This window comes from Epilithonimonas sp. (genome assembly GCF_056329745.1).
Window position 1 is genome coordinate 1 of sequence record NZ_JBWEYV010000004.1, and the last position, 25,629, is coordinate 25,629.

19 protein-coding genes and 2 pseudogenes are annotated in these 25,629 nt (G+C 39.2%); 11 read left to right on the forward strand and 10 right to left on the reverse strand.

Annotation, left to right across the window (positions count from 1 at the left end; translation table 11 throughout):
* Positions 1-97 precede the first annotated feature (97 nt).
* Both AC00Y6_RS04205 and AC00Y6_RS04210 read left to right on the forward strand, forming a co-directional pair.
* On the forward strand, positions 98-1,072 hold the full coding sequence (locus tag AC00Y6_RS04205) for an EamA family transporter (protein WP_474489535.1): 975 nt from the start codon (positions 98-100) through the stop codon (positions 1,070-1,072).
* Positions 1,073-1,153: 81 nt separating this feature from the next.
* A complete protein-coding gene (locus AC00Y6_RS04210) occupies positions 1,154-2,092 on the forward strand; it encodes a glycosyltransferase family 2 protein (RefSeq protein ID WP_474489370.1) in 939 nt (312 codons plus the stop codon).
* Here AC00Y6_RS04210 and AC00Y6_RS04215 read toward each other — a convergent pair.
* Positions 2,089-3,186 carry a glycosyltransferase gene (locus AC00Y6_RS04215; protein ID WP_474489371.1) on the reverse strand — a complete coding sequence of 366 codons (1,098 nt, stop codon included), beginning with the start codon at positions 3,184-3,186 and terminating at the stop codon, positions 2,089-2,091. The two genes, AC00Y6_RS04210 and AC00Y6_RS04215, sit on opposite strands and share 4 nt — an antisense overlap.
* Before the next feature lies 1 nt (position 3,187).
* Here AC00Y6_RS04215 and AC00Y6_RS04220 point away from each other — a divergent pair, with 1 nt between their 5' ends.
* On the forward strand, positions 3,188-4,084 hold the full coding sequence (locus tag AC00Y6_RS04220) for a glycosyltransferase (protein ID WP_474489372.1): 897 nt from the start codon (positions 3,188-3,190) through the stop codon (positions 4,082-4,084).
* On the opposite strand, the gene AC00Y6_RS04225 is transcribed toward AC00Y6_RS04220, so the two are convergent.
* The 4 genes from AC00Y6_RS04225 to AC00Y6_RS04240 form a co-directional block, all read right to left on the reverse strand.
* Positions 4,075-4,458, reverse strand: a complete 384-nt coding sequence (locus AC00Y6_RS04225; RefSeq protein WP_474489373.1) for a sugar 3,4-ketoisomerase — start codon at positions 4,456-4,458, stop codon at positions 4,075-4,077. The genes AC00Y6_RS04220 and AC00Y6_RS04225 overlap by 10 nt on opposite strands.
* Before the next feature lie 153 nt (positions 4,459-4,611).
* Positions 4,612-6,048, reverse strand: coding sequence for an oligosaccharide flippase family protein (locus AC00Y6_RS04230; protein ID WP_474489374.1), 1,437 nt, complete (start codon positions 6,046-6,048; stop codon positions 4,612-4,614).
* Positions 6,049-7,149 (reverse strand): DegT/DnrJ/EryC1/StrS family aminotransferase, encoded by a 1,101-nt coding sequence (locus tag AC00Y6_RS04235; RefSeq protein WP_474489375.1) that lies wholly within the window; start codon positions 7,147-7,149, stop codon positions 6,049-6,051.
* A complete protein-coding gene (locus AC00Y6_RS04240) occupies positions 7,146-8,123 on the reverse strand; it encodes a GNAT family N-acetyltransferase (RefSeq protein ID WP_474489376.1) in 978 nt (325 codons plus the stop codon). The genes AC00Y6_RS04235 and AC00Y6_RS04240 overlap by 4 nt, the downstream gene beginning before the upstream one ends.
* Before the next feature lie 185 nt (positions 8,124-8,308).
* Here AC00Y6_RS04240 and AC00Y6_RS04245 point away from each other — a divergent pair, with 185 nt between their 5' ends.
* A complete protein-coding gene (locus AC00Y6_RS04245; protein WP_474489377.1) occupies positions 8,309-8,827 on the forward strand; it encodes a DUF4251 domain-containing protein in 519 nt (172 codons plus the stop codon).
* Here the strand turns inward: AC00Y6_RS04245 and meaB are convergent.
* On the reverse strand, positions 8,824-9,810 hold the full coding sequence (meaB, locus tag AC00Y6_RS04250) for a methylmalonyl Co-A mutase-associated GTPase MeaB (protein ID WP_474489378.1): 987 nt from the start codon (positions 9,808-9,810) through the stop codon (positions 8,824-8,826). The two genes, AC00Y6_RS04245 and meaB, sit on opposite strands and share 4 nt — an antisense overlap.
* Before the next feature lie 88 nt (positions 9,811-9,898).
* On the opposite strand from meaB, the gene AC00Y6_RS04255 reads away from it, so the two are divergent.
* On the forward strand, positions 9,899-10,201 hold the full coding sequence (locus AC00Y6_RS04255) for a hypothetical protein (RefSeq protein ID WP_474489379.1): 303 nt from the start codon (positions 9,899-9,901) through the stop codon (positions 10,199-10,201).
* A gap of 20 nt (positions 10,202-10,221) precedes the next feature.
* On the opposite strand, the gene scpA is transcribed toward AC00Y6_RS04255, so the two are convergent.
* The gene (scpA, locus tag AC00Y6_RS04260; RefSeq protein ID WP_474489380.1) at positions 10,222-12,345 is read right to left on the reverse strand and encodes a methylmalonyl-CoA mutase; all 2,124 of its coding nucleotides are present in this window, start codon (positions 12,343-12,345) and stop codon (positions 10,222-10,224) included.
* Between the two features lie 108 nt (positions 12,346-12,453).
* Between scpA and AC00Y6_RS04265 the strand changes: the two genes are divergently transcribed.
* From AC00Y6_RS04265 to htpG, 3 genes are all read left to right on the forward strand, one after another.
* A complete protein-coding gene (locus tag AC00Y6_RS04265; RefSeq protein ID WP_474489381.1) occupies positions 12,454-12,918 on the forward strand; it encodes a redoxin domain-containing protein in 465 nt (154 codons plus the stop codon).
* On the forward strand, positions 12,918-13,442 hold the full coding sequence (locus AC00Y6_RS04270; protein ID WP_474489382.1) for a DsbA family protein: 525 nt from the start codon (positions 12,918-12,920) through the stop codon (positions 13,440-13,442). Before AC00Y6_RS04265 ends, AC00Y6_RS04270 begins: the two co-directional genes overlap by 1 nt.
* Positions 13,443-13,819: 377 nt before the next feature.
* Positions 13,820-15,709 carry a molecular chaperone HtpG gene (gene htpG / locus AC00Y6_RS04275; RefSeq protein WP_474489383.1) on the forward strand — a complete coding sequence of 630 codons (1,890 nt, stop codon included), beginning with the start codon at positions 13,820-13,822 and terminating at the stop codon, positions 15,707-15,709.
* Between the two features lie 75 nt (positions 15,710-15,784).
* On the opposite strand, the pseudogene AC00Y6_RS04280 reads toward htpG, so the two are convergent.
* Positions 15,785-16,984 (reverse strand): annotated as a pseudogene (locus tag AC00Y6_RS04280) (endonuclease/exonuclease/phosphatase family protein).
* Positions 16,985-17,206: 222 nt separating this feature from the next.
* Here AC00Y6_RS04280 and AC00Y6_RS04285 point away from each other — a divergent pair.
* Together AC00Y6_RS04285 and AC00Y6_RS04290 are read left to right on the forward strand one after the other, a co-directional pair.
* Positions 17,207-20,089 carry a carboxypeptidase regulatory-like domain-containing protein gene (locus tag AC00Y6_RS04285; RefSeq protein ID WP_474489384.1) on the forward strand — a complete coding sequence of 961 codons (2,883 nt, stop codon included), beginning with the start codon at positions 17,207-17,209 and terminating at the stop codon, positions 20,087-20,089.
* Positions 20,090-20,244: 155 nt separating this feature from the next.
* A pseudogene (locus AC00Y6_RS04290) lies at positions 20,245-21,546 on the forward strand (DUF5689 domain-containing protein).
* A 78-nt stretch (positions 21,547-21,624) separates the two neighbouring features.
* On the opposite strand, the gene AC00Y6_RS04295 reads toward AC00Y6_RS04290, so the two are convergent.
* On the reverse strand, positions 21,625-22,332 hold the full coding sequence (locus AC00Y6_RS04295) for an ABC transporter ATP-binding protein (RefSeq protein WP_474489385.1): 708 nt from the start codon (positions 22,330-22,332) through the stop codon (positions 21,625-21,627).
* Positions 22,333-22,397: 65 nt separating this feature from the next.
* Positions 22,398-23,861: a DUF5687 family protein gene (locus AC00Y6_RS04300; RefSeq protein WP_474489386.1), complete on the reverse strand. Its 1,464-nt coding sequence runs from the start codon at positions 23,859-23,861 to the stop codon at positions 22,398-22,400.
* Between the two features lie 184 nt (positions 23,862-24,045).
* Here AC00Y6_RS04300 and dnaB point away from each other — a divergent pair, with 184 nt between their 5' ends.
* A complete protein-coding gene (dnaB, locus tag AC00Y6_RS04305) occupies positions 24,046-25,620 on the forward strand; it encodes a replicative DNA helicase (RefSeq protein ID WP_474489387.1) in 1,575 nt (524 codons plus the stop codon).
* The last annotated feature ends 9 nt before the right edge of the window (positions 25,621-25,629 follow it).

A 25,629-nucleotide genomic window follows, 5' to 3' on the forward strand; every position in this document is an offset into this window, starting at 1 on the left:
AAAGGCTTATTGTTGCTAATATTACAGGATTAGGTGATTAAACGGATAATCAGTATTTGGGATAAACTAAAAAAAGCTTGTTCGCTTGCTCAACATTATCATGGACAAAAATATATTAAAAGGAGTTCTTTTCGTAGGCCTTGGATCTGCAATTTACGGTATGCTGGCTACCTTTGTAAAGCTGTCTTACAAAGACGGTTTTACTACCTCAGAGGTTACGGTTTCTCAGTTTGTTTTGGGCTTCTTGGGATTGCTTATTTTGAATATCATCCAAAGTTCTGGCTCCAAAAAAAACCTGGCAAAACCGGATAACAAGCAGATTAGACAGTTATTGCTGGCAGGCACATCGTTGGGTTGCACCAGTCTGTTCTACTACATCTCTGTGCAATACATCAATGTTTCTATTGCAATTGTCCTTCTAATGCAGTCTGTTTGGCTAAGTGTATTGTTAGAGAGCATCATAACCCGAAAATTTCCTCAGTTAAGGAAAATTTTGGCGGTTTGTATCGTCATTATAGGGACATTATTAGCTACCAACATTATCAATATGGATATTCAGTTGGACTGGCGAGGCGTTTTATGGGGCTTGTTGGCAGCCTGTTCATTTACGGTAACAATGTTCACTTCTAACAGAATCGGGACAAATTTGCCAGTTTTGAGAAAAAGCATCATAATGGTTATAGGTGGCTCTGTGGTTGTGTTTTTATTTTTGTTTTTGATGCAAATTGGCCCTTTCTATTTTACTGGGATGAGAAATATTTACACTGATTTTGGGGGACAAACAGAACAATTAAGAGCCTTTGATTTCTCTATTTTTTGGTCATACGGTTTTGTTTTGGCTCTTTTCGGGACTATACTTCCTCCCATTTTGTTTAATCTGGGATTTCCTAAAGCAGGTCTGGGTTTAGGGAGTATTATTTCATCATTAGAATTGCCGGTTTCTGTAACGATGGCTCATATATTATTGGGAGAAAACGTACTTGTAATACAATGGGTTGGGATTTTACTAATCCTTATGGCTATTGTACTGATGAATATTTCCGTCCAAAATAAGAAGGCGCAAAATGGGTAGAAGCTTGTTGTAAATTTTTGTAAATATTGGCAATTCAAATCAATTATTAGTGTATTTTTAGCCTTAATTAAGCCTTGTAAAATGCCATTTTTCAGTATCATTATTCCGTTGTATAACAAATCTGCTTTTATTGGCAGTACATTGGAACATGTTTTGCATCAGACTTACTCGGATTACGAAATCATTATTGTGAATGACGGCTCAACAGATGACAGCCTGGAAAAAGCAAAAGAATTCTCGGATGAAAGAATACGGCTATTAAGCCAGGAGAATAAAGGCGTGTCCGCAGCAAGAAATTATGGAATGGCTGAAGCTAATGGACAATATTTTTGCTTTCTGGATGCGGATGATGAATGGACGCCGGATTATCTTGAGAATCTTTACAAGACCATTCAGAAATTCCCAAATGCAGGGATGTATTGTAGCCGGTACAAAACAAAAATTGGGAAAAACCATTTTACAGAATGCCAATTAACCGATTTGTCGGGGAATTATGAGGGTTATGTGCAGGATTTTTTCAAAAGCAGCTATGTAAACCGGGTTGCCCTCACCTCTGCCGTAACCATTGACAGGCAAGTTTTTCTGGAAATTGGTGGTTTTGACGTCGCTATTTCCAGCGGGCAAGATTTAGATTATTGGATTAGAATTGTGCTGAAGTATCCTGTAGCCATCTGCAAAGGCATTACCATGATTTATAATTATTTGCCAGATAACCAAAGTCTTTCCAAAACTAAAATTGGAAAAAAATCATTGCCAGATTTGAATCAATTCATCATGGAAGAAAAGGAGAATCCGAGTTTGAAGAAATTTCTTGACATTTATAGGGTAGAGTATGCACTGCACTTCCATATCAGTGGAGATCGTTTGCGGGCCAAACAATATTTAAAAAATGTGGATACTGAAAACAGAAGCTGCAAAACCGATATTCTTATGGCAACACCCCCTGCAATACTGCGTGTTTTCTTATTGGTTAAACGTTATTTAAAAAGGTTTGGCGTAGATTTCAGTGTTTACCATTAACTCTGTTTATCATCGTTGAAGAAAGATTTCCATTCGTTTTGAATTGCAGGGTTTGAGAACTTTTTAACTGAGTTTCGGCTATTGTTTTTCATTTTTTGATAAAGAATCTCGTCTTCTACAACTCGGTTCAAGGCTTTGATGAACGCTGTTTTGTTTTGATTTTCAACCAATAAGCCGTTATCTTCATTGTTTATAATTTCACGTGGTCCCGATTCGCAATCAAAAGAAATGACAGGTGTTCCGACCATTAGTGATTCGATTAAAATCATTCCGAGTCCTTCATATCTACTGGTAAGAACTGTGTAAAAAGCATTTTGAATGTAGTGGTAAGGATTAGCAACAAAACCTTTGAAAATCACATGCTGAGCAACCCTAAGCTCATCTGCATATTGTTTCATCTGCGGCAAACGTTCCCCGGAACCGATGATAATAAGTTGAAAACCTTTCGCCGGCAGTTTACTCTTGGAATAACACTCTAGGAGAATGTCTATTTGCTTCACGTTGCTACTGTCCATACGTGCAACAGAGAGGATGTAAGGCTGTTTTTCTGGAGTACCATTCTCAGGATTTAATTGAACAGGATTGTAAATTGTTTTGGTTTTAAGCTGCGGAAATTGGGACTTTAGTTTTTCTTCGATACCCTTCGATACACTTAGAAAGGTTCTTTGGCCAAATAAAAGTTGATTAAGCCAAGAACTTGGGAATAAATAATGGGTTATAAAAGAACTGTGGATATAATTAATTACATTTTGCCCTTTGTAAATAAAACGCTGCCAAAAAAATTCAGAAAAAAAATTCAGCCTGTAGCGATGATCTATAATGTGGTCAAAATGGCTTTCCTTAAGTGATTTTCTCAATTGGAAATATTGGCGGATTTTACCCAATTTACTACACTTGTCAATATGGTATTGATGCAAGGCTCCGGCAAAAGGGTAATCCAGCTCGGAGCGCAAAACGTACAGATGCACCTCATAGCCCATACCATGGAAAAGAATCGACATATTGGACACAACACGCTCTAGGCCACCAGAAGACAGGGTATAAACAACCAAGGCAATCTTAAGTTTTTTTTCTCTACTTTTGTTTTTTATCATTATGTCTGCTGAAAATTTACCTCTGGTAACGGTCATCTGCAATTGTTACAATCATGCGGCTTACCTAAGAGAAGCCCTTGATTCTGTCATTAATCAATCCTATACAAATATAGAACTTATTGTTATTAATAATGGCAGTACAGACCATTCGGGGGATGTTATTTGGGAATTTCTTAAACGACATCCTACTGTCGTTTTTTTGGATCTTCAGGTTTCTACCAGTCATAACAAGGCGTTCAACCAGGCATTTGCTATATCAAAAGGAGATTTTTTGATTGATCTCTCTGGTGATGATGTGCTTCTTCCCGATTGTATCACCAACCAGGTGGATTTTTTTCTGACCCAGCCAAAAGACGTAGGGATTATCTTTGGCAATGCCAAAATTATAGATGAAGAAGGAAGGTTTAAATATAATTATTTTGAGGTCGATGCTATTAATTCAAAGGTTTTGGATAAAAATCTTTTTGAAACATCGTATAAAAGCATCCTTGCCGGTGGCATGTGTATGTGCTCGGTCTCCGCTATGATGAGAAGGTCTCAGTTTGAGATGCTGAATGGTTATGATGAGCGGCTTATTTTTGAAGATCTGGATTATTGGCTACGGCTTTTATACCAATATAGGATTGTGTTCTTGGATAAATTTTTAGTAGAAAAAAGAGAACTAAGTAATTCTTTAGGCAGTTTTTTCCATCAGAAAACTGATTTTGCAAAAAAAATGAACAGATCTCTACAAATTATTTATCAGGATGCCATACTAAGAAATAATTTATCAGAGAACAGGTGTGTGCTGAAGAGAATACATTATAGCATGGAGCAATCTTATAAAAGCCGAAACTGGAAAGATCTTTTTAGGTTTTCTCTACTTGAGCTAAAATGCAGGAAAAGAATTTATTTTTGATACTTAAGAAATTCATCAAAATCACGGATATAATCATCCTCATCATATTCTGCAGGAGAAATCACCAGGCAAACCGCGCCAGAAGAAAAATTTTTAAGTTCTCGCCATCTCATTTTGGGAACATGAAGGCCTTGATTGGGCATATTAAGCCTAAATATTTGTTCTTCTTTGCCATCGTTAAGGATCACATCAAAACTACCAGAAACAGCAATTATAAAAGCGTCCTGCTCTTTATGAGCATGCCCGCCTCTTTGTGTTCCGCTTGGTACATCATACAAATAATATACGCGCCGGATTGGGAAAGGAATAGTGTCATTTTCTACAACAGAGAGATTGCCTCTCGGATCCTCTATCTTTGGTAAATTGATTATCATATCTTCTTAGTTGGAAATACGCAATGTTTCCCTTCTTTATTGAATTTATTGGCTTATAATTATAAGTTTATGATTGGTGCAATATAAGAATTTAAAATATTTTTTGAAAAAATTATTTAATTTTAACGTTATTAAAATTCTTTTGAATCTACCTTATTTTATCCATTTGAATATAAAATTGAGTTGTCTAAGTGTCCAAGCAGATGCGGTAATAGTAATCAAAGAGATGATGATTTTTTTTAGCATAAAATCTTCAATTGTAAAATTAAGAACAATGCACACAATAATTATCAAGCAACAGACGATAAAAGTTGTCATGTTTTTTGCTTCTATTTTCACACCAAAAAGCCGATTGGCCTGCCAATAATTCCCTAACAGGTAGATGAGAAAATAAACGGTATAACCTAATGCCAAACCTCTCAGCCCATCTGCAAAAAAACCACAGAAATGGCAAACCAGGAAAATACTGTTGTAAACGATACTGTTCTGGATAATCAGCCGCCTGCTTCCTTTTGCTAAAATTACAAAACTCACAGTCCAGGAAAAAAGTTTGAAAAAGATGCCCAGCATCGCAATTTGTAGATAGATTTCTGTTTCCAGAAACTCTTTTGTGTATATTAGGATTATAAATAGATGCGAAAGAAGAAGCATTAATAACAAAATTGGAAATAGGATAATGGTTCCTATAAAAAACTGTTGATTGACTTCTTCGTTAAGGCTATTTTTATCGATGTTACTTTTGGAGAGCCGTGGGAAATAATCAATACTCATTACCGTAAAAATGAGAGCAACATAAGAGTTAAGTATCGTAAAACCAGCAATGTATTGGCCCAATATTTTTAAACTCCCATAATTACTGATTAACATCTGGAGAAGGTAAGCAGCTAATAATTCGGCAAAACCACTCAGGTTATAAAAAAAACCGTCCCCCACCATTGTTCGGGATTGTGACAAAAACTCTGCTTTGTTCACTTTTTCCCTTTTTAAACGAAGTTTCTTAAAGTAGAAGTAAAAAACAACAGCCTCTACTGTTCCCACAGCAATGAGGTTGTAAACAATACCTTGCAAATGAAAATAATAATATAAAGGTACCGTAAAAAAAATTCCGACAATACTGGAGACAATATTGGCATTGGCAAGTTGGCTCAGTTTACCAGTACTTCGTAATATACTGGAGTAGATACTGGAAAATTGCTTAAAAAACACAGAAATGGCCAGTAGCCGGAACGCCCAGGTAAATTCAACAGTGTCAAATGTGGTGATGGACAACAGACGTGCAAAAATAAAACACAACACGGCACTAATAATGCCTGTGAGTATGGCAAGCAACTTTGTAACTTCCAGCTTTTTGGGTAAAGAACTCTCCGATGATCCGGACAGGTGCTTTACAACACTAGTGGGCATACCCAAGTTGAGCGCGCCAACAATAAGATTAAATGTAGTGAGAAGAAGACCCAGAAAACCAACACCCTGCGAGCCCAGCCAGATGGCAGTCACCTTCGACCGGAAAACGCCCGTTGCAAGGTTGATAAACTGCACGCCGCCAAAGGCCGTCATGTTTTTGATAATTTTTTGCTTCTTGTTGCTCACTTATTTATAATCGTTAATAATATTAATAATATAAGTAATTTCCTGATCTGTCATGATTTGGTTGCACGGCAAACTCAATATTTCTTTATGGATTTTGTCGGTGATAGGGAGATGAAGATGCGCAAATTCCTGCATGCATTGTTGGTGATGCACTGCAACAGGATAATGAATCAGCGTTTGGATTTCCTTTTCCTTAAGATAAGCCTGAAACTGGTCTCTTTTCTCTGTCCTTATGGCAAAAATATGGAAGTTTTGATTGTCTGATCTGTCCCAACATGGGAGGGTAATTGCATTATTATCAATTTCATCAAGAAAGCGTTTTGCTACAATGCGTCTTTTAAAGTTATCTTGATCCAGGTTTTTTAGCTTTTCTAATAATACAGCCGCCTGAATCTCATCTAATCTTGAGTTGATACCTTTATAAATATTATAATATTTTTTTTCGGAGCCATAATTTCTCAAGGCACGGATGCAGTCTGCAAGATCTTGATGATCAGTCGTTACAGCACCCCCATCACCCAGGCAACCCAGGTTTTTCCCCGGATAGAAACTGAATCCCGCAGCATGGCCTATGGAGCCGGCACGTTTGTTTCCGTCTTTTGCGCCATGCGCCTGTGCGGCATCTTCTACCAGCAAAAGCCCATTTTCATCTGCCAATTGTCTTATGGCCGCGCCATCTGTGATTTGCCCATAAAGATGAACCACCAGGATTCCTTTGGTGTTTTTATCCAGAGCTTTTTTTACAACTTCTATGTCCAGGTTGTAATTATCAAGATTGGTGTCAACTAATTTGGGCTTCAGTCCTGCTGTCATAAGTGCCAGAACCGTAGCAATATAAGTGTTGGCAGGAACAATAATCTCGTCTCCTTTTTGCAGTTTACCCAACTCGATATAAGCCCGGAAAATGAGAATCAGAGCATCGAGACCATTTCCTACGCCAATCGCATGTTTGGTTCCGCAGTAATCTGCAAAATTTTCCTCAAAATTTTTTACTTCATTGCCCAGAATATACCATCCGGAATCCAACAATTGCCTCGTTTTTTCGAGAAAAATTGCCTCGTAAGGGGCATTTATTTTTTTTAAATCAAGATACGGTATCATATATACATATTTTGTATCAGGTTATAGTTTTGGGTACTGATTTTATAAAAATCTTGAGAAATACCTCTGGCACCAAAGCCCTCTTTCCAATAGAGAAGTCCTTTATTCAGTTTTCGGCCGTTATTTTCATTTGATATCCCAAAATCGAAGTAATCTAAGTTGACAAATTCCTCTTTCAAAAGTTTATAAAATAATAAGTTTAAGGCCCTTGTCTGCTTATATTCAGTTTTTACACATATGTATTGGGCATGAGCAATATTTTTATCAGTAAAAACTACAGTTCCACCTATTATCGTATTACCTAGAAACACACCATATAAGTGGACGTTATCTTCAAATTTAGATTTCAGATCCTGGATTTCTTGTAGGGAGTGAACGGGCAAAACGTTATGACTGAGAAGTAATTCAGGTTCAAGAATGTTTTTCCAAAAGTCTTCCCAAAGACCACATTTTTTATAATAAATCCCCTCTTTTTCACTCGATTTCAAATACCTTTTCACAGATTTTGAAACATAATAATCTTTTCTCAAATCGATAACTGAGCACAAATCTCTACGATACATTTCAGCTTCTGTAATAAACATCAGGTATTTCCATTCTTCAGAGGGAAAACTATTATAGAAATAGGGAATCTCTTTCCAGTAAAGATGTGGGATATTTTTGTCATTTAAAAACTTTAAGACTTCGGTAAAGACTTCAAAAAAAACGGTCATCCTAAGATCCTGTTTTATAAGAATGCCGCCATAGGTTAGCCCCTGATGCGAAAAAAACTCATTATCCCGCAGGTGACCCGGCAGCAATGCAATCAATTCCGAATGGTGATAAATCATCAGAGAAAAATCCCGAAACCGCTCTTTGTGATAATCCATAAAATCCCTGTGGAAGAGAAACGTGCTATTCTTGGCTTCGGCTACAAAAGAGTTCCACTTATCAAAGTTCTTTTCTGTATAGATTTCTATATTAATATGATCCATTCGTAATGCGCACCAATATGTGGGAAAACAAATCTACAATTAATATAAGAAGCAAAAAAGGCTTTGTGTTCAAAAATTGGCTATTTATGCTACATTTTCTGCAAAAAATGTTAACTTTTGTAGCAATCGGTCATCTAATAGAATGATTGCATTATTTTTGATAATGATTACCTAAATTTACAATTATGAAAAAGTATTTTTTAATAATGATATCGATTTTCTCATTAGTCAGCTGCGGCTCACAGGTTTATGTACAACCAACAGTTTTATCAGCTGCTATCGAGAAAAAAGAATTTAATTTCAACGCAACAAGTGCTTACCCAACCAGCGGAGATGTTATTGGTGTAATGAATGCCATGCCGGGTGCCATGGCAAGCCGAATGCTGAGGTTGGATGCGGGCTATGGTTTCAATTTGAAAAAGGAGCTTTTTAGTGTTTATCTGCCTTATTTTGGACGGGCTTATAATGTTAACCCTGGCGATGCAGCGAATGGAGGATTTAGGTTTGAATCCAAGGATTTTGCTGTTAGAAAATCTTTAACCAAAAAGGGGAATACTTTGCTTAATATTATTCCCAATGATCAAAGGGCAAATTTTGTCTTTAACCTAGAGATTTTCAAAAACGGAAGTGCGTTTCTGTCCATTAGCTCCAATGACAGGCAACCCATCAGCTTTGATGGGAATATCTCTGTAGATAACTATTAACTACCTAATAATTGCCTTACAAAATCGCGCGCTTCGGAACTGGGATTAGACAACAGTTCCGAAGCGTTTTTTTTATGCAGCTGAAAGGATTTTTCCAGATGATGGTCTTTTTTAGCTTTTTCAAGAATATATTCCCTCACCCAAAATTCATATCGTTTCTGAGCCTGATTTTGTCGTGTTTCCAGGAAAGTTCCATTTCTAATTTTTAAAGAAATATAATCACTGATCTTATCAAAAACATCATTCAGACCGGTTTTTTCCAAAGCAGACCCTAGGATCACCGGGATTTTCCAATTCTTTTCTTTCGGAGTTATGAATTGCAAGGCTCTAGTCAGTTCAGTTTTTGTCATTTTGGCTTTGGAAAGGTTCTCTGCATTGACTTTATTAATGAAAATCAGATCTGCCATTTCCATAATCCCGCGTTTGATTCCTTGTAATTCATCGCCGGTTCCGATGACTTTTAGGAAAAGGAAAACATCCGTAATGTCATTCACCAAGGTTTCACTTTGCCCAACGCCAACGGTTTCGATTAAAATGTAGTCAAAACCAGCAGCTTCGCAAATTAAGAGGGTTTCAAAAGTGGTATTCGCAATGCCTCCCAAAAATCCGGAACTGGGACTTGGGCGGATAAAAGCATTTGGGTCTTTGGCAAGCTCTTCCATCCTTGTTTTATCACCAAGGATGCTTCCTTTGTTAATAGACGAACTTGGATCAATGGCCAAAACGGCCACCTTTTTTCCTTGCTCAATCGCCAATTTTCCAAAGCTTTCTATGAAGGTCGATTTGCCTGCTCCGGGAACTCCAGTAATCCCAATCCTTATTGATTTTCCTGTAAAAGGCAGAATTTCTTTCAGTAATTGATCGGCAATCTCCCTGTGCTCCGGTTTTTTACTTTCCATCAATGTAATCGCTTTTCCCAAAATCCTTTTGTCAGAAGATCTGATTCCGTTGATGTAATCTTGTAAAGTGATTGTTTTTGTCATTGGGAATTTGGAATAATTACAAATTAACTAAGGCCGATTTTATCTCCGCGTAAATTGACTATTTTTGATAAAATCAAATTCAAAAATAATGAAAAAATACTTATATAGTTTAGCATTTGTTGGAGCCATTGTCTATTCTTGTAAAACCCAATCTACACCACCCGTTCCGGCTCCTAAGGACTCTCCTGCCGTTGCTGCGAATGATATTGTCGCAAAAGGATCCGACTTATTTACACAAAGGTGTGGAAAATGCCACGAGCTGCCGTCAGCCGCAGAATTCACAAGCGAGCAGTGGAAGCCCATTATAGATAGAATGGCACCAAAGGCAAAATTAACAGAGGAAGAAACCAATTGGGTTTTGGCTTATGTGAATGCTAATGCGAAGAAGTAATTGGATACAAATTATCTGTTTTAAATCAAAAATTTCTCCAAAATCTCCACTGCGCACTTCGGTAAATTGGTTCCTGGACCGAAAATGAAATCGGCTCCGTTGGCATACAAAAATTCATAATCCTGTTGTGGGATAACACCTCCAACAACAATTGTAATATCATCTGCTCCCAATTTTTTTAGTTCTTCTACGACTTGGGGAACCAATGTTTTGTGACCGGCAGCCAAAGAGGAAACGCCTAAAATGTGGATGTCATTTTCAATAGCTTGTTTCGCCACTTCTTCTGGAGTTTGGAATAATGGTGCCACATCCACATCAAATCCCATATCCGCAAAAGCTGTCGCCACTACTTTTGCGCCGCGGTCATGACCGTCTTGTCCCATTTTGGCAACCATAATTCTTGGTCGTCGGCCTTCTTGGTCTTCAAATTTTTGGCTTAGGGAAACAGCTTTTTCAAAGTATTCGTTCTTTCCTGCATTCATAGCGTAAACTCCTGATATGGTTCTGATATTGGCTTTGTAACGCCCGAAACTTTCTTCCATCGCGTCACTCATTTCTCCAAGTGTTACTCTTCTTCTTGCCGCTTCAATGCATGATGCTAAAAGATTTCCACTTCCAGTTTTGGCGGTTTCTCGGATTTTGTTTAAAATTTCTTTGACAGATTCTGAGTTGCGGTTTGACTTAATTGAATTTAGTCTTTCAATTTGTTTTCTGCGGACTTCCGTATTATCAATGTCGAGTATGTCAATGTCTGGTTGTTTTAGGTTGGATTTGAAGGAATTAACGCCGATAATGAACTCTTCTCCACTATCGATTTTTGCCTGTTTTCTAGCGGCGGCTTCTTCAATTCTCATTTTCGGGATTCCGGCTTCGATGGCTTTTGTCATTCCGCCTTCTTTTTCTACCTCATTGATGTATTTCATTGCTTCATCAATCATTTGCTGCGTTAATGATTCGACCAAATGACTTCCGCCCATTGGGTCAACAACATCGCAAATACCACTTTCCTGTTGGAGAATAATTTGGGTATTTCTTGCGATTTTAGCGGAATAATCTGTTGGTAAAGCAATGGCTTCGTCCAAAGCATTTGTATGAAGAGACTGCGTGCCGCCTAAAGCAGAAGACAAGGCTTCAATAGCTGTTCGCGTGATATTATTGAAAGGTTCTTGTTCTGTTAAACTCCATCCGGACGTTTGAGAATGCGTTCTTAAGGCTAGAGATTTTTGGTTCTGAGGATTAAATTGTGTCAGGAGGTTTGCCCAGATATATCGTGCCGCGCGCATTTTGGCAATTTCCATAAAATGATTCATCCCGATAGCCCAGAAAAATGATAATCTCGGTGCAAAATCATCAATATTCATTCCCGCCTTGATTCCCGTTCTCACATATTCCAGTCCGTCTGCTAAGGTGTACGCCATTTCCAAAACAGGCGTGGCACCGGCTTCCTGCATATGATAGCCGGAAATTGAAATCGAATTGAATTTCGGGATGTTTTTGGACGTATATTCAAAAATATCGGCAATAATTTTCATTGATGGCGTTGGCGGATAGATGTAAGTGTTCCGAACCATAAATTCTTTCAGAATATCGTTCTGAATGGTTCCTGATAATTTATCCTGAGAAACGCCTTGTTCTTCTGCGGCTACAATATAAAAAGAGAGAATCGGCAAAACCGCACCGTTCATCGTCATTGAAACCGAAATCTCATCCAACGGAATCTGGTCGAACAAAATTTTCATATCCTCTACCGAATCAATCGCAACGCCGGCTTTCCCAACATCGCCTACAACACGCGGATGATCCGAATCGTAACCTCTGTGCGTTGCCAGATCAAACGCAACCGAAAGCCCTTTTTGCCCCGCTGCGAGATTTCGCCTGTAAAAGGCATTAGATTCTTCGGCTGTGGAAAAACCCGCGTATTGGCGGATTGTCCAGGGTTTTTGAACGTACATTGTAGAGTATGGGCCACGCAGGTAAGGCGCAATACCAGGAGAACCGGCCAGAATATTTTTATTTTTGACGTCTTCTGCAGTGTATTTTGATTTTAGTTCCAAACCGTCTTTTTCAAAAATATAGTTCTCTGAGTGGGAATCAAATTTAATATTTTGAAAATCAGGGTTTTGGTTATTGATTTTGCGACGCATCTTTTACAAGGTTGAGTTAGCTAAAGTTAATAATTTTTTAAACTTTCCGGTAAAATTGAGCATAAATCTTGCTGTGACTTCGTAACTTTAATATCTAAAAATAATATTATGTTAAACCCAGGTACGGTTGCGCCAGACTTCGAGCTGTTTGCAACACCCGATCAAAAGTTGAAACTTAGCGAACTGAAAGGTAAAAAGGTAATCCTAGTTTTTTATCCTGCGGACTGGAGCCCGGTTTGTAGTGATGAGCTTACTATTTATAACGAGGCTGCAAAACTCTTTGAAAAATACAATGCGCAGGTTGTGGGCATATCAGTAGACAGCAAATGGAGCCACACGGCTTTCTCCGAACAGCATCATTATCATTTTCCGCTCCTGGCAGATTTTGAGCCCAAAGGTAAGGTAGCTAAGCTTTATGAATCTTATGATGAGGAAGACGGCCTCTGCAAGCGCTCTATTTACCTGATAGACGAAGAGGGCAAAATTGCCTGGAATTACCTTTCACCCGTGGGTATTAATCCTGGTGTAGATGGTGTTTTGGATGCTTTGGAACAACTTAAAACCGAAAAATAATGAGTCAGTTACGACCACCTGTTAATAATCAGGATCATTTTGAAGGAAATGCCGACGAGGCAAAAGTTATTTTAACCGAATATGGTGACTACCAGTGCCCAAGCTGTGGTGAGGCTTACCCTATTGTCAAAAACCTTCAGCGCTATTTTGGGGACAAGCTTCTGTTTGTGTTCAGGAATTTTCCTTTGCAGGATTCCCATCCGGATGCTTTTGCAGCGGCGTTGGCGGCAGAAGCGGCAGGAAAGCAAGGGAAATTTTGGGAGATGCACGATGTCTTGTACGAAAACCAGCAAAGACTGGATAATGAAGCGCTGGATTATTACGCCGAGCAGATTGGGCTGGATACAGATCAATTTCAGGATGATATGCAAAGCGAGGAACTAAGGACAAAAGTGGAAAATGACATCGAGTCGGGATTGCGGAGTGGTGTAAACGGGACGCCGTCTTTCTATATTAACAATGACAAATATAATGAAGACTGGAGCGAGGATTTCTTAAAAGCCGTCCTCGAGCAGTTTTTGTAATTATTATTTGGAAGAATTGATCTTATAAATAAATGCGCTCTGTAGGAGCGCATTTTGTTTTCTGGACAGAAATTAATTTCCTGAGAAGTTGCATATTATGTGAAAACGACAATTTGTCAGTTCTCCCGGGGCTGGTATTTTTTTTGAGAAATGGTGAGTGGATGTCAAAGCCTGCGGCAGGGATGGTAGTGGTTATCCTTTTTGTTAGCAACGGCCTTGCAGCTTGGGAAACAAAAAGATATGAACGGACAGCCCAGTGACAAAACAGCTTAGGAATAGCTTTGGGTTTTGGCAGCCGCTCTAATTGTTTTGGAGGGTTTGAGAATGGAGCAGTTTGGGAGTTTGAGATTAAAAAATAACAAAAAAATAATAGCAATATGGCAACAGGAAGTATTAATGTATCGGTGGAGAATATTTTCCCGCTGATTAAAAAATTTCTTTACAGTGATCACGAGATTTTTCTGCGTGAGCTGATTTCTAACGCAACGGATGCGACAACGAAACTAAAACACCTGACAACAATTGGCGAAGCCAAAGTGGAATACGGCAACCCAATGATTGAAGTGAAAATTGATAAAGAAGCAAAAACGCTGACGATCAAGGATCAGGGAATTGGGATGACCGGCGAAGAAGTAGAAAAATACATCAACCAGGTGGCTTTTTCCGGTGCGGAAGAGTTTCTGGAAAAATATAAAGATTCTGCGAAAGATGCAGGAATCATCGGGCATTTTGGGCTTGGTTTTTATTCGGCTTTTATGGTGGCTGAGAAAGTAGAAATCCTTACCAAATCTTATAAAGACGATGCAAAAGCGGTACGATGGATCTGTGACGGAAGCCCGGAATATACGCTGGAAGATGCCGAAAAAGAAGACCGTGGAACTGAGATTATACTACACATTGCGGAAGATTCTACCGAGTTTTTGGAAGAATTCAGAATTCGTGAATTGTTGACGAAGTATAATAAATTCAACCAAATCCCAATTAAATTCGGGACCAAAAAAGAGCAGTTGCCTTTGCCTGAAGGCGAGGAAGAAGGCACAAAACCGGAAGAAGTAGAGGTGGATAACATCATCAATAATCCGCATCCTGCGTGGACGATTGCGCCAAGCGACCTTACCAAGGAGGATTATGTGAAATTCTACCACGAGCTTTATCCAATGCAGTTTGAGGAGCCGTTGTTCCATATTCATCTGAATGTTGATTATCCGTTCAATTTGACAGGGATTTTGTTCTTCCCGAAATTGGGTAACAACCTAAACATTGAGAAAGATAAAATCCAGTTGTACCAAAACCAGGTTTTTGTAACCGATGAGGTAAAAGGCATTGTCCCAGATTTTCTAATGTTGCTGAGAGGAGTGATTGATTCTCCGGATATTCCGCTCAATGTATCGCGATCTTACCTTCAGGCAGATGGTGCAGTGAAGAAAATCTCTTCTTACATCACCAAAAAAGTAGCGGACAAAATGGTTTCATTAATCAATGAAAACCGTGAAGATTACGAGAAAAAATGGAATGACATCAAAATTGTGATTGAATATGGAATGATCTCTGAAGAGAAATTCTATGAAAAATCTGACAAATTTGCATTGTATCCAACAACTGATAACCACTATTATCTTTGGAATGAACTGATTGACAAGATCAAACCAAACCAAACGGATAAGGATGGTAAAACGGTAATTCTTTACGCTTCTGACGCCAACGAGCAAGACAGCTACATCCAATCTGCAAAAGAAAAAGGATACGAAGTTCTTCTGTTGGATTCGCCTATCGTTCCGCACCTGATCCAGAAACTGGAAGGTTCTAAGGAAAACATTACGTTTGCAAGGGTAGATGCAGATCACGTTAATAACCTGATCAAAAAAGATGAGCCTAAAATCTCAAAACTGAATGATACAGAAAAAGAAACGCTGAAGAAAGATATTGAGGAATCTGTGAATGACCAGAAATTTACTGTTCAGTTGGAGGATCTTGATTCCACCGATGCGCCTTTCACCTTAACACAGCCAGAGTTTATCCGAAGAATGAAAGATATGCAGGCTACCGGAGGCGGTGGAATGTTTGCAATGGGCGGTTTCCCAGAGATGTATAACCTTGTGGTGAATGCCAACTCGCCTTTTGCAGAGGAATTATTGAAAAAGGATAATGCTGACGATAAAAAAGCGTTGGTAAACCAAGCTTTGGATTTGGCCAAACTATCGCAAAACCTTTTGAAAGGAAAAGAACTGACAGATTTTATCAAACGTAGTTTTGAGAGTTTGAAATAGAACATACTTTCGTATAATAAAAATAGCCACCTCAATGTTGAGGCGGCTATTTTTATTTTTAATTAACTCGGAAAATTAAGGTTCCTTCTGCAAAACAACAAATGCCGGGAAGTGATCCGAATAGCCTCCGGTAAAAGTATCGCCACTCCAGGAGCGGAAAGGATAACCTTTATAACTCCCTTCTTTGGTTACCAAGTAAGGCGGTGCATAAATCTCGGCTTTATAAACTGTATAATCCTTTCTTAATTCGTTATTAGGTGAATATAGATTAGCAGAAACAATAATTTGGTCAAATAAATTAGGCGCATCCTGATAGGCCAGGGAGGCCACGCCTTTTTTATAAAGCGGATACATTAGGTTGAGGTAATGGTTGTCTTCGTTAAGATCCTTTGGGTTACCCACGGCTTTTAGATAATTTTTAAGACTAGAGCTTACAGGGTCATCGTTAAAGTCTCCCATTGCAAAAAGTTTTGTGGCCGGATCCAATGCTTTTACGCTGTCCATCTGCTGTTTCAGAATGGCAGCGGCAGCATTACGTTTTGGCAGAGATGCCGCCTCACCACCTCTTCTAGAAGGCCAGTGGTTGAGGAAAAAAGCCACTTTCTCATTATCCAAAAAGCCTGTAAGGACGACAATATCTCTTGTATATTCTCTATTCCCGTTATCTCCAAATATCTTAACTTCCTTTTTCCAGGATTTGGAAGGTGTAAATCTTCTTTTCTGATAGATAAAGGCCACATCAATTCCTCTGTAATCATATGAATTGTAGTGTACGATCCCATAATCGTATTTGGCAATGGCAGGCTCTTTCACAAGATCTTCTATAACCTGGCGGTTCTCCACCTCTATAAGCCCTACAACTGCAGGCGCTGTATTGGTATAAGCGCGCCCAAGTTCTGAGATCACTTAGGCCTCGTTTTCCAATTTTTGCTTATAGACCTTATAAGTATAGTTTTTAGCACTCTTTGGGGTGAATTCTTCAGAACCACCTTGTATCCGCACTACTTTTTTACCTTTAAGGGCTTGGTCATTCCATGGTCCTGCATAATTCTTATCTGTCACTTCCAGATATTTTATAGAATCCAAAGGCACACTGCGGTGGAATGCAGGATTGCTAATGTCTTTTGTCCCATCGATGTAATCTGCAGAACGTACTGTATCCCATAGGTTTTCAACATTTAGAAAACCAACTGTTGCAGCACGCACCTGCCTTTTTTGCTGTGCAAATAAAAGGGAGATTCCCAATATTGCGATGAAGGTAAAACTGTTTTTCATTGTAAAATTGCTAATGCTACAAAAGTAATTTTTTTTACGCTCCTATAAAAACTAATGTGATATGATTTTAACAGCAACTGTTTGCTGATAATAATCGTAATATTGGCTTAAAATAAAAATAAAATGTTAATAAGTGCTAATTTGTAAAAAATTATTTACATTTGCCATCCGCGTATAACGCTCTGTATATTAGAATAAAAAGTAAACAAAACCTATAGATTTATGATTAAAAAATTATCATTAATCTCCTTATTTACAATGCTTCCTGCATCATTTTATTATGCACAGACCACGGTTTTTGCATATCTAAAAGATGCCGACGGAAAACCCGTTGAAAGGGCGCAAGTAGATCTTAAAGGAGAAGGTAATGATGTAACGGCAGACAAGATTGGATATTTCCAGTTTGTTGATCTGAAATCCGGACATTATCAGATTGTAGTAACCAAACCAAACTTTGAACCGAAAACTTTGGAGTTTGACATTACTACCGAGAAAAGAAAAGACTTGGGTGTCATTACACTTTATTCTTCATTAACAGGCGCAGACCAAGGTCTAGCTATTTTGGATAATGGCGATGACGAAGGTAGCGGACAAACTTCCACCGTAGGTTTGCTGCAGTCTTCGCAGAATGTCTTCAACAGGATTGCCAGTTATGATTTAGGGTTCTACTGGTTCAGACCAAGAGGGATTGACGGGAGAACTTCGGAAAATATGATGAATGGTGTTTCTATGGTGAAATCAGATAATGGTAATGTCGATTTTTCCAACTGGGGAGGCCTTAACGAAATTGTAAGGTATCCCGAGATTGCATCCAATCATTCTCCATCCGAATATGCGTTTGGCGGCGCAAGTGGCGTAATTTATAAAAACACAAAAGCCAGCGAATATAGAAAGGGTGTTCAGGCAACTTATTCTATTACCAACAGAAACTACAGACAGCGCGTCTCTTTGAGATATACCACAGGAATGTCTAAAAAAGGCTGGGCTTTTACGGTAATGGGAGCTAAACGATGGGCTGAAGAAGGTATCCAGGAAGGGACTTTCTATGACGCTTATGGTACTTACCTGGGTGTTGAGAAAAAACTGAGCGACAACCATACCATTACTTTTAATGCCTTTGCTTCCCCATCGCGGAGATCTACCGCAAGTCCAAATACTCAGGAAGTATTCGACTTACGAGGTGTTCATTACAATTCCTATTGGGGCTGGCAGAATGGCGAAAAAAGAAGTGAAAGGGTGAAAACCAGCTTCCAACCAATTTTCCAACTTCAGGATTTTTGGAAGATCAACAAAAGGTCTAACTTGTGGACATCTGTTTCTTATCAGTTTGGTAAAGAAAAGGGAGCAAGGCTTGACTGGCAAAATGTACCCAATCCTAACCCGACCTATTACAGAAACTTACCAAGTTATTATGCATCTTTAAACCCCGCTGCTTTGGTTGCAGATCCAAGCAATCCAGGGAATCTTATTACCGCAGTGGATGCTATAGGGCTTTCCACTCAATTGTGGCAAAATGCAGATCCAGCAGTTACTCAGATCAACTGGGACAACCTGTATGCTAAGAACATGAAGCAGCCCCCGGTTACAGCATATGGAGTAACAGGCAACAGGGCATTGTACTACCAGGTAAATGACGTGAGTGATGATAAAATCTGGAATGCCGCAACGCATTATACTTATAACTTTACAGAAACATCCAGGTTCTTACTCAATGTTTCTTATCAAAACTACAGGTCAGAATTATACAGAGAGGTAAAAGATCTACTAGGTGCCGATTTTGCATGGAACAAGGATCCTTTTGCTGCTACAAACAATCCTGGCAAATCAGGTCTTCTTAATGAGGGGGAGGGCAGTGTTGCAAAATATGTAGGGGATAAAATTGGTTATGATTATATCTTTAGAAGACAAGAAGTAAAGGTTAATCCAGGCTTTAAATTCTCTACAGGTAATTTTGATGTTTTTGTTTCTGGTATGTTGGGATACTCCACATCCAGCAGAGAAGGTCTGTTTAAACATTATTTATATGCAGATTCCTTCGGTAAAAGCGCAGACCAAAACTTTTGGAATTATGGGATCAAAGGGCAGGTGCTTTACAAGATTAATGGCCGTAATTTCTTGATCTACAATGGTAGTTTCTTTTCCCAGGCACCATTCTTGGATGATATTTATATCAACCCAAGGCTAAACGCATCAGTAGCACCTAAGTTGAAAAATACGATTGTTAATGCCAATGATTTAAGCTATGTTATCAACTCTCCACTTTACAAAATCAGGGCATCTGTCTTTTTAGTTGATACTCATAATGAGACCAGCGTTCAGCGGTTTTTTGCAGATGGTATTCAGATAGAAGACAACGGTCCTTCCGGTGGCAACGACAGCAATACTGGCGGGCAATATGTACAAAGTGCTTTTGTAACGCAGGTGATGTCTAATGTGGAAAAAAGAAACATGGGTGCCGAACTGGGAGCAGATATCAAGATCTTACCGACATTATCATTCCAGGGTGCAGCCAGCTATGGTCAGTATACCTATAAGAATGATCCCAATGTATATTTTGCATCGGATAATGTAGGGGTGTTTTCTAACGGGCTCTCTTATACCGAGTTTGGTAAATCATACATCAAAAACTACAGACAAGGTGGTACGCCGCAAACAGCATATTCTGCAGGGTTGCGATACAGCTCTCCAAAATATTGGTGGGTAGGAGCCAACTGGAATTATCTGGATAATAACTATTTGGATCCTTCTGCTTTGTTAAGATCAGAGTCTTTTGTGCAGAATGGTCAATCCCATACGCCATTTGCCAATATAGATGAAGGCAGGTTGAGACAACTTTTGGAACCTAACAAGTTACCATCTGCGTACTTCTTTAATGCCAACGTGGGCAAATCCTGGATCTTGGGTAAATATTATGTATTGATCTCTGCAAGTGTTAATAATATCTTAGATAATACCAAATATATTACCGGTGGTTTTGAGCAAACCCGTAATGGTAAGTATGACTCTTTCGGGAAAGATTTTGACAGATCTACAACGTTGTTTGCACCTAAATACTGGTATACGCAAGGACGTTCCTATTTTGTAAACTTACAGGTAAGATTTTAACTTCTAAATAACTAGCAATGAAAATAAATAACTTTTTAAAACTAACATTGGTGTCAGCCGTTATAATGACATCATTCAGCTCGTGTGTCAAGGAAGATGATTGGAACACACCAGAAATCCTTTGCAACAATAGGTTTGATGCAGCAACCACTACAATGGCAGATTTTGCGGCGTTGGCTCCTGCGCTTCCAGATGATAAAACTTACGATGCACCAACTTATAAAGTACCTGCCAATGGGGCACCGGTAATTTTTGACGGATATGTTGTGTCTTCTGATGAAAATGGTAACTTTTATAAAACAATATCTTTCCAGGATAAAAAAGAGAACCCAACAGTGGGGATGCAGATAGAAGTTGATAAGTCATCTAATTATGCAGATTATCCGGTGGGGGCACATATTCGTATCAAGGCCAATGGTCTTGTGCTTGGATGGGATAGGTCTACCCTTAAAATTGGTTCTATAGACAACAGTTATGCTATCGGAAGAATCCCAGGTGTTTTGCTAAATAGGTATGTTTCTGGTGTTTGTAATGGCAATAACAGATTAGATGTGGTACAGCTTGTTCCTACAGTACTGCCAAATCTAGGTAAAGCCTTAGACAAAAAGTATATCAATACCCTTGTGAAAGTGGCTAATGTGCAGTTTGATGAGAGTTTGGTAATTCCTACTCAAAAAACTTTCATAGACTATATCGTGGGTGTTGGATAGGATTCAGATAGAGCTATTGTAGATAAGAATAATAACAGCACCGTAATCAGAAGCTCAGGATATTCCACATTTGGGGCATCATTACTGCCAAAAGGTAGCGGAGATCTTACCTTTGTAGTAAGTAAATTTAAACAAAACTGGCAGATGCTGATCCGAGGCCTTAATGATGTTAATTTCAATAACCCTAGGTTTTCTCCAGGCGTTCCTGATAACCCAGCTGCAACTGCTGTAAAACTTTTTAATGGTTCCGATTTTGAGAGCTGGACTGACTTCTTGAGCAGTGTGAACAGTTTTGGATTGAAATCGTATGCAACACAAGGTGTAGGTCTTGGTTATAATAATACGAATTCTTTACAAATAAAAGGCACACCTACAGGTAACGATTATGTGTTTACTAGTTTGGCAACCAGTGGTTTACCAGCTACACCAAAAAGGATTACTTTTTATATCAAAGGTAAAGCCGCTTCAAAATCACTTTCCTTTAATGTTTACAGGGCAGCAGATAATACCAAGTATTATACATTTAACCTAGGAACTTTTAAAAATGGTGCAATATTAGGTTCTGTTGATGGGCAATCTAACAGTTATACTGGCTCTATAGATACAGGAGGTGAGTGGAAATTGGTTGAGCTAACGTTATCCGACCTTACCGATATCAACGTAGCAGCAGGTAAAAATATCTTTGCTATCAAAGTTGGTTCTGGTTCGCCTTATGATTTACAAATTGATAATATTACAATTGAATAATTAATCATCTGTAATAATTATAAAAACTCCCGCCAAAAAGCGGGAGTTTTTTTATAGTTACCATCAAAAAAGTTAAGGCTAGGCAAAAACCTCCCCTGCAAAATAATCTTCAAGATCTTGCAGCGTTTCAGGGGATGTGCGGATGTCTTTTACCAGCGTTCCTTTGTTAATCACTACAATTCTGTCACAGACTTCGGTGGTGTGAGCCAAGTCATGGCTGGAAATTAGGAATGTGGACTCCGAACTCTGTGACCAGTTGCGGATCAGGTTTTTCAGTTTGATTTGCGTGGTAGGATCTAGGTTGGCAAACGGCTCATCCAGGATGATGATGGGTGGCGTACCAATCAAAGCACCTACAATGCCCACTTTTTTCATGTTCCCTTTGGAAAGGTCGCGGATATATTTTTTGGCATTTAGGATTTCGCCGTTAAAAAAATCGGTGAAATTTTTCAAGAATTCGTCCACTTCCTGCTTTTTGAGCCCACGCAATTCCCCAAGAAAATAAAAATACTCTTCCGGCGTCAGGTAGCCTATCAGGAAGCTTTCGTCAATAAAAGCACCGACTTTATTTTTCCAGTTTTCGGACTCATTGACCTTTTCGCTATCAATGGAAACGTATCCTGTGGTGGGCTCTATAAGATCGAGGATGAGGCTGAATAAGGTAGTTTTTCCGGCGCCGTTGTTTCCAACCAGGCCAATGGTTTCACCTTTTTGGAAATCAAGGTTTTCTATGCTCAGGACTTTTTTGTTTTCGTAAAGTTTTGAGAGGTTATGGATTGTTATCATTTGATTTAAGAAATTAAAAATGAGAGTTTAGGATTGAGGTAAAAATAAGTTTTTAATCAGATGGATTAGTTGCCTTTAAAAGCTTTGAGGGTAGAATATTTTTCTTTTTTATATATTTTAACGATAAAAGCAAAGAACTTTTCCCTTAGCAGGAAGCCTATTAATCCCAACAAGGCAAGGATGACGACAGCTGCGGAAGTCCCTAGGAATTGTTTGGAAAGGGCAAAAACGGCCATCGGCAAAACCATCTGTGGCAGGATGAGCAATATATTCTTTAAACTGAAATTATTCTTTTTACCCATCGATTTGCTTCTTGAGTTGAGGTCAACCGGGTTTTTGTTAAAGGCTCCGGAGAACAATACAATCTGGGAATTGACGCCAATATTATATAGTCCCGCTGCCAGAAAAGTAAAATAGAGATCCCAGCTTACATACGCATAAGCCACGGCCAGAATCATACTGATAGCCACCGCGCTTACAATCAGCCACCATTTTGCTTTTAAATATTCGATATAGGGCACATTGCGGGTCATCATCAGCGGATAATAAGAACTGTCAAACGATGGCACGCGCTGGCCAAACAAAAACAGGAAACCTCCGGTGACAAATAATCCCATAAAAAACTGCATATATGATGTCCCATAGGTTTTTGAACTGAAGGTCAGCAAGCCGTAAAATAGAAACAAAAAGCTTCCCAATGCAATAGACTGTACCGCTTTGCTCCGTTTGATCATGCGGATGTCATTATTGATAAATGTCCCCAAGACACCGTATTTATCAAGGAAGCGAATGTTTTCGGTCCTCGCAACTTCTTTCTTCATCTCCAAGCCGCGGTCCAGGTAAAAATTCTTTTTGATGAACTGTTTGGTAATGGCGAAACCTGTAACAAGAAGCAAGATGGGAACTACAATTAGCCACCAATGGTGATAAAATAACATCATCATTTTACCCGATAAATGCGAAATCGAAATGATCCCATAATAATCCAACCCACCGGCAATGGCAACCACACCGGCAATTAGCCAGACCACCCAGTCTTTACCATTAAGAAGGATATTGAGGAAATTATTGCACAGGCCGAATAAAATTAAAGCAAATACCCAGGCGATACTGCCGTTTACCGAATGCCCGTTGGACAAAAGAATTCCTAAAAAAGGGATGTAAATAAAAAGGTTTCCCCAAGTGAAAAATGAACCTATGGTTTTGGCAATCAGGTAATTAACAAGGGTACTTTTTCGGATGTTCATCGTCAGAAATGGTTTGATATTCTGCGTGGGCATCTGCTGGAAAAAATACCGTACCAGCAAATCAAAAGTTAACCAGTATACCATAAAACGGCTAATGAAAGGTAACGGGTCTGTATGTAATTGTTTTTTGGTGACGTAATAAGCACCAAATGCTATGAAAACAAACATCGCAAGCATGTAGAGAATCCCGATAATCTGGAAAATCTTCATCACAATATTTGCGGCCAAAGCACTGGAGCGGAAAAAACTTTTGAATTCTAATTTGATAAAGCGTTGCAGCATAGCTAGAGTTTTATTTTTAATGGTCAGTAATAATCAGATTTTACAGTAAAGCTATATATTAAGTTGGTTCTTTGATTAAATTGTTACAATTTTTTTTTGTTTTATTAACAATCTGAATAAAAATTGTGGATGCTTTGCCAGTAACTAAAATAACAATGACTGCTAAAAATTCTATCTTTGCATAATGGCACAGAAGGACACATTATCATCGCTTATACATGGTAATTTTGCGAAGGAATTATCTATATCGGATGGCAAAATGCCACCCAACGCACTGGATTTTGAAAAAATAGTTATTGGTACTTTTCTGATAGACAGAAAAGGGCTGGATCATTCTATAGACCTGCTGACGCCGGATGTTTTTTATGATCCACGGCATCAGACCATTTTTACATCTATACTCAAACTCTACGAGAACAACTCGCCTATAGACCTGATGACGGTCATCCAAGATCTTAAGATAAACGAAAAGCTAAACCTTGCCGGCGGCGACCATTATATTATTGACCTCACCATGGGCGTAAGCTCTTCGGCGCATATCGAGTACCATGTTCGGGTGATATTGGAGAAGTTTATTCTCCGTTCGCTCATCAACGTCTCCGCTAATGTGATAGACAGCTCATACAAAGAAACCACCGATGTTTTCGAACTGCTGGACAAAGCCGAGCAGTCTTTCTTCGAGATTACCAACGGCACCATCAAAAAAGGATTCGATACTGCCAACTCATTGGTAAAAGAAGCCATTGACAAAATCAAATCCCTAAAAGATAAAGAAGGCCTTTCCGGTATCCCGTCTGGCTTTACCGCTTTGGACAAAGAAACCGGAGGTTGGCAAAACTCCGACCTTATCATCATTGCAGCAAGGCCGGCGATGGGTAAAACGGCTTTTATCCTTTCTATGGCCCGGAATATCTGTGTAGATCACCAGATCCCGATGGCACTATTCTCTCTGGAGATGGCCTCGGTACAGTTGATTACCAGGATGATTTCTTCCGAAACGGGGATTTCTTCTGAAAAACTAAGAAAAGGACAGATGGCAGATGAAGAATGGCAGCGCCTCTTCACCAATGTATCTGCGCTGGAGAATGCCCCACTTTATATAGACGAGACGCCATCGCTCTCTATCTTTGACTTCCGCGCCAAGTGCCGCCGTCTTGTGATGCAGCACGGCGTCAAGATTATTATGGTGGATTACCTGCAGCTGATGACGGCCAGTTCCGGGAAAGGGGCCGGCAACCGGGAGCAGGAGATTGCAATGATTTCCCGATCCCTGAAGGCGATTGCAAAGGAACTCAACGTTCCGGTGATTGCACTGTCCCAGCTATCCAGAAGTGTGGAGACAAGGCCGGGGAAACGCCCAATGCTGTCTGACCTTAGGGAATCCGGAGCCATCGAGCAGGATGCGGATATTGTGTCCTTTATATTCCGACCAGAGTATTACAAGATTGCCGTTTGGGATAATGATGAAGAAGGGATGGAAACCAGTACCGAGAACCAGGCAGAGATCATTATTGCCAAGCACAGGAACGGTGCAACGGCCGATGTTAGGCTGGCTTTCCATAAGAACATTGGTAAGTTTGCAGACCTTGGTACCAACTATGACTATACACCATCCAGTTTTGGGCAAAAGGATGAACCGTCCGGGTTTGATAAAATTAATATCACCATAGATCCTGGCGCAGCCTTTGGGATGCCAAGCAATAACCAAGTGTCGGGTTCTGCCATGAATAACGATGATGACGATGATATGCCTTTTTAATTTTTTGAT

What these genes read in the sequence shown, in the direction of transcription:
- AC00Y6_RS04210 (WP_474489370.1), top strand. Translation starts at nt 1,154, where the DNA reads ATGCCATTTTTCAGTATCATTATTCCGTTGTATAACAAATCTGCTTTT.
- AC00Y6_RS04215 (WP_474489371.1), bottom strand. Translation starts at nt 3,186, where the DNA reads ATGATAAAAAACAAAAGTAGAGAAAAAAAACTTAAGATTGCCTTGGTT.
- AC00Y6_RS04220 (WP_474489372.1), top strand. Translation starts at nt 3,188, where the DNA reads ATGTCTGCTGAAAATTTACCTCTGGTAACGGTCATCTGCAATTGTTAC.
- AC00Y6_RS04225 (WP_474489373.1), bottom strand. Translation starts at nt 4,458, where the DNA reads ATGATAATCAATTTACCAAAGATAGAGGATCCGAGAGGCAATCTCTCT.
- AC00Y6_RS04235 (WP_474489375.1), bottom strand. Translation starts at nt 7,149, where the DNA reads ATGATACCGTATCTTGATTTAAAAAAAATAAATGCCCCTTACGAGGCA.
- AC00Y6_RS04240 (WP_474489376.1), bottom strand. Translation starts at nt 8,123, where the DNA reads ATGGATCATATTAATATAGAAATCTATACAGAAAAGAACTTTGATAAG.
- AC00Y6_RS04245 (WP_474489377.1), top strand. Translation starts at nt 8,309, where the DNA reads ATGAAAAAGTATTTTTTAATAATGATATCGATTTTCTCATTAGTCAGC.
- meaB (WP_474489378.1), bottom strand. Translation starts at nt 9,810, where the DNA reads ATGACAAAAACAATCACTTTACAAGATTACATCAACGGAATCAGATCT.
- AC00Y6_RS04255 (WP_474489379.1), top strand. Translation starts at nt 9,899, where the DNA reads ATGAAAAAATACTTATATAGTTTAGCATTTGTTGGAGCCATTGTCTAT.
- scpA (WP_474489380.1), bottom strand. Translation starts at nt 12,345, where the DNA reads ATGCGTCGCAAAATCAATAACCAAAACCCTGATTTTCAAAATATTAAA.
- AC00Y6_RS04265 (WP_474489381.1), top strand. Translation starts at nt 12,454, where the DNA reads ATGTTAAACCCAGGTACGGTTGCGCCAGACTTCGAGCTGTTTGCAACA.
- AC00Y6_RS04270 (WP_474489382.1), top strand. Translation starts at nt 12,918, where the DNA reads ATGAGTCAGTTACGACCACCTGTTAATAATCAGGATCATTTTGAAGGA.
- htpG (WP_474489383.1), top strand. Translation starts at nt 13,820, where the DNA reads ATGGCAACAGGAAGTATTAATGTATCGGTGGAGAATATTTTCCCGCTG.
- AC00Y6_RS04285 (WP_474489384.1), top strand. Translation starts at nt 17,207, where the DNA reads ATGATTAAAAAATTATCATTAATCTCCTTATTTACAATGCTTCCTGCA.
- AC00Y6_RS04295 (WP_474489385.1), bottom strand. Translation starts at nt 22,332, where the DNA reads ATGATAACAATCCATAACCTCTCAAAACTTTACGAAAACAAAAAAGTC.
- AC00Y6_RS04300 (WP_474489386.1), bottom strand. Translation starts at nt 23,861, where the DNA reads ATGCTGCAACGCTTTATCAAATTAGAATTCAAAAGTTTTTTCCGCTCC.
- dnaB (WP_474489387.1), top strand. Translation starts at nt 24,046, where the DNA reads ATGGCACAGAAGGACACATTATCATCGCTTATACATGGTAATTTTGCG.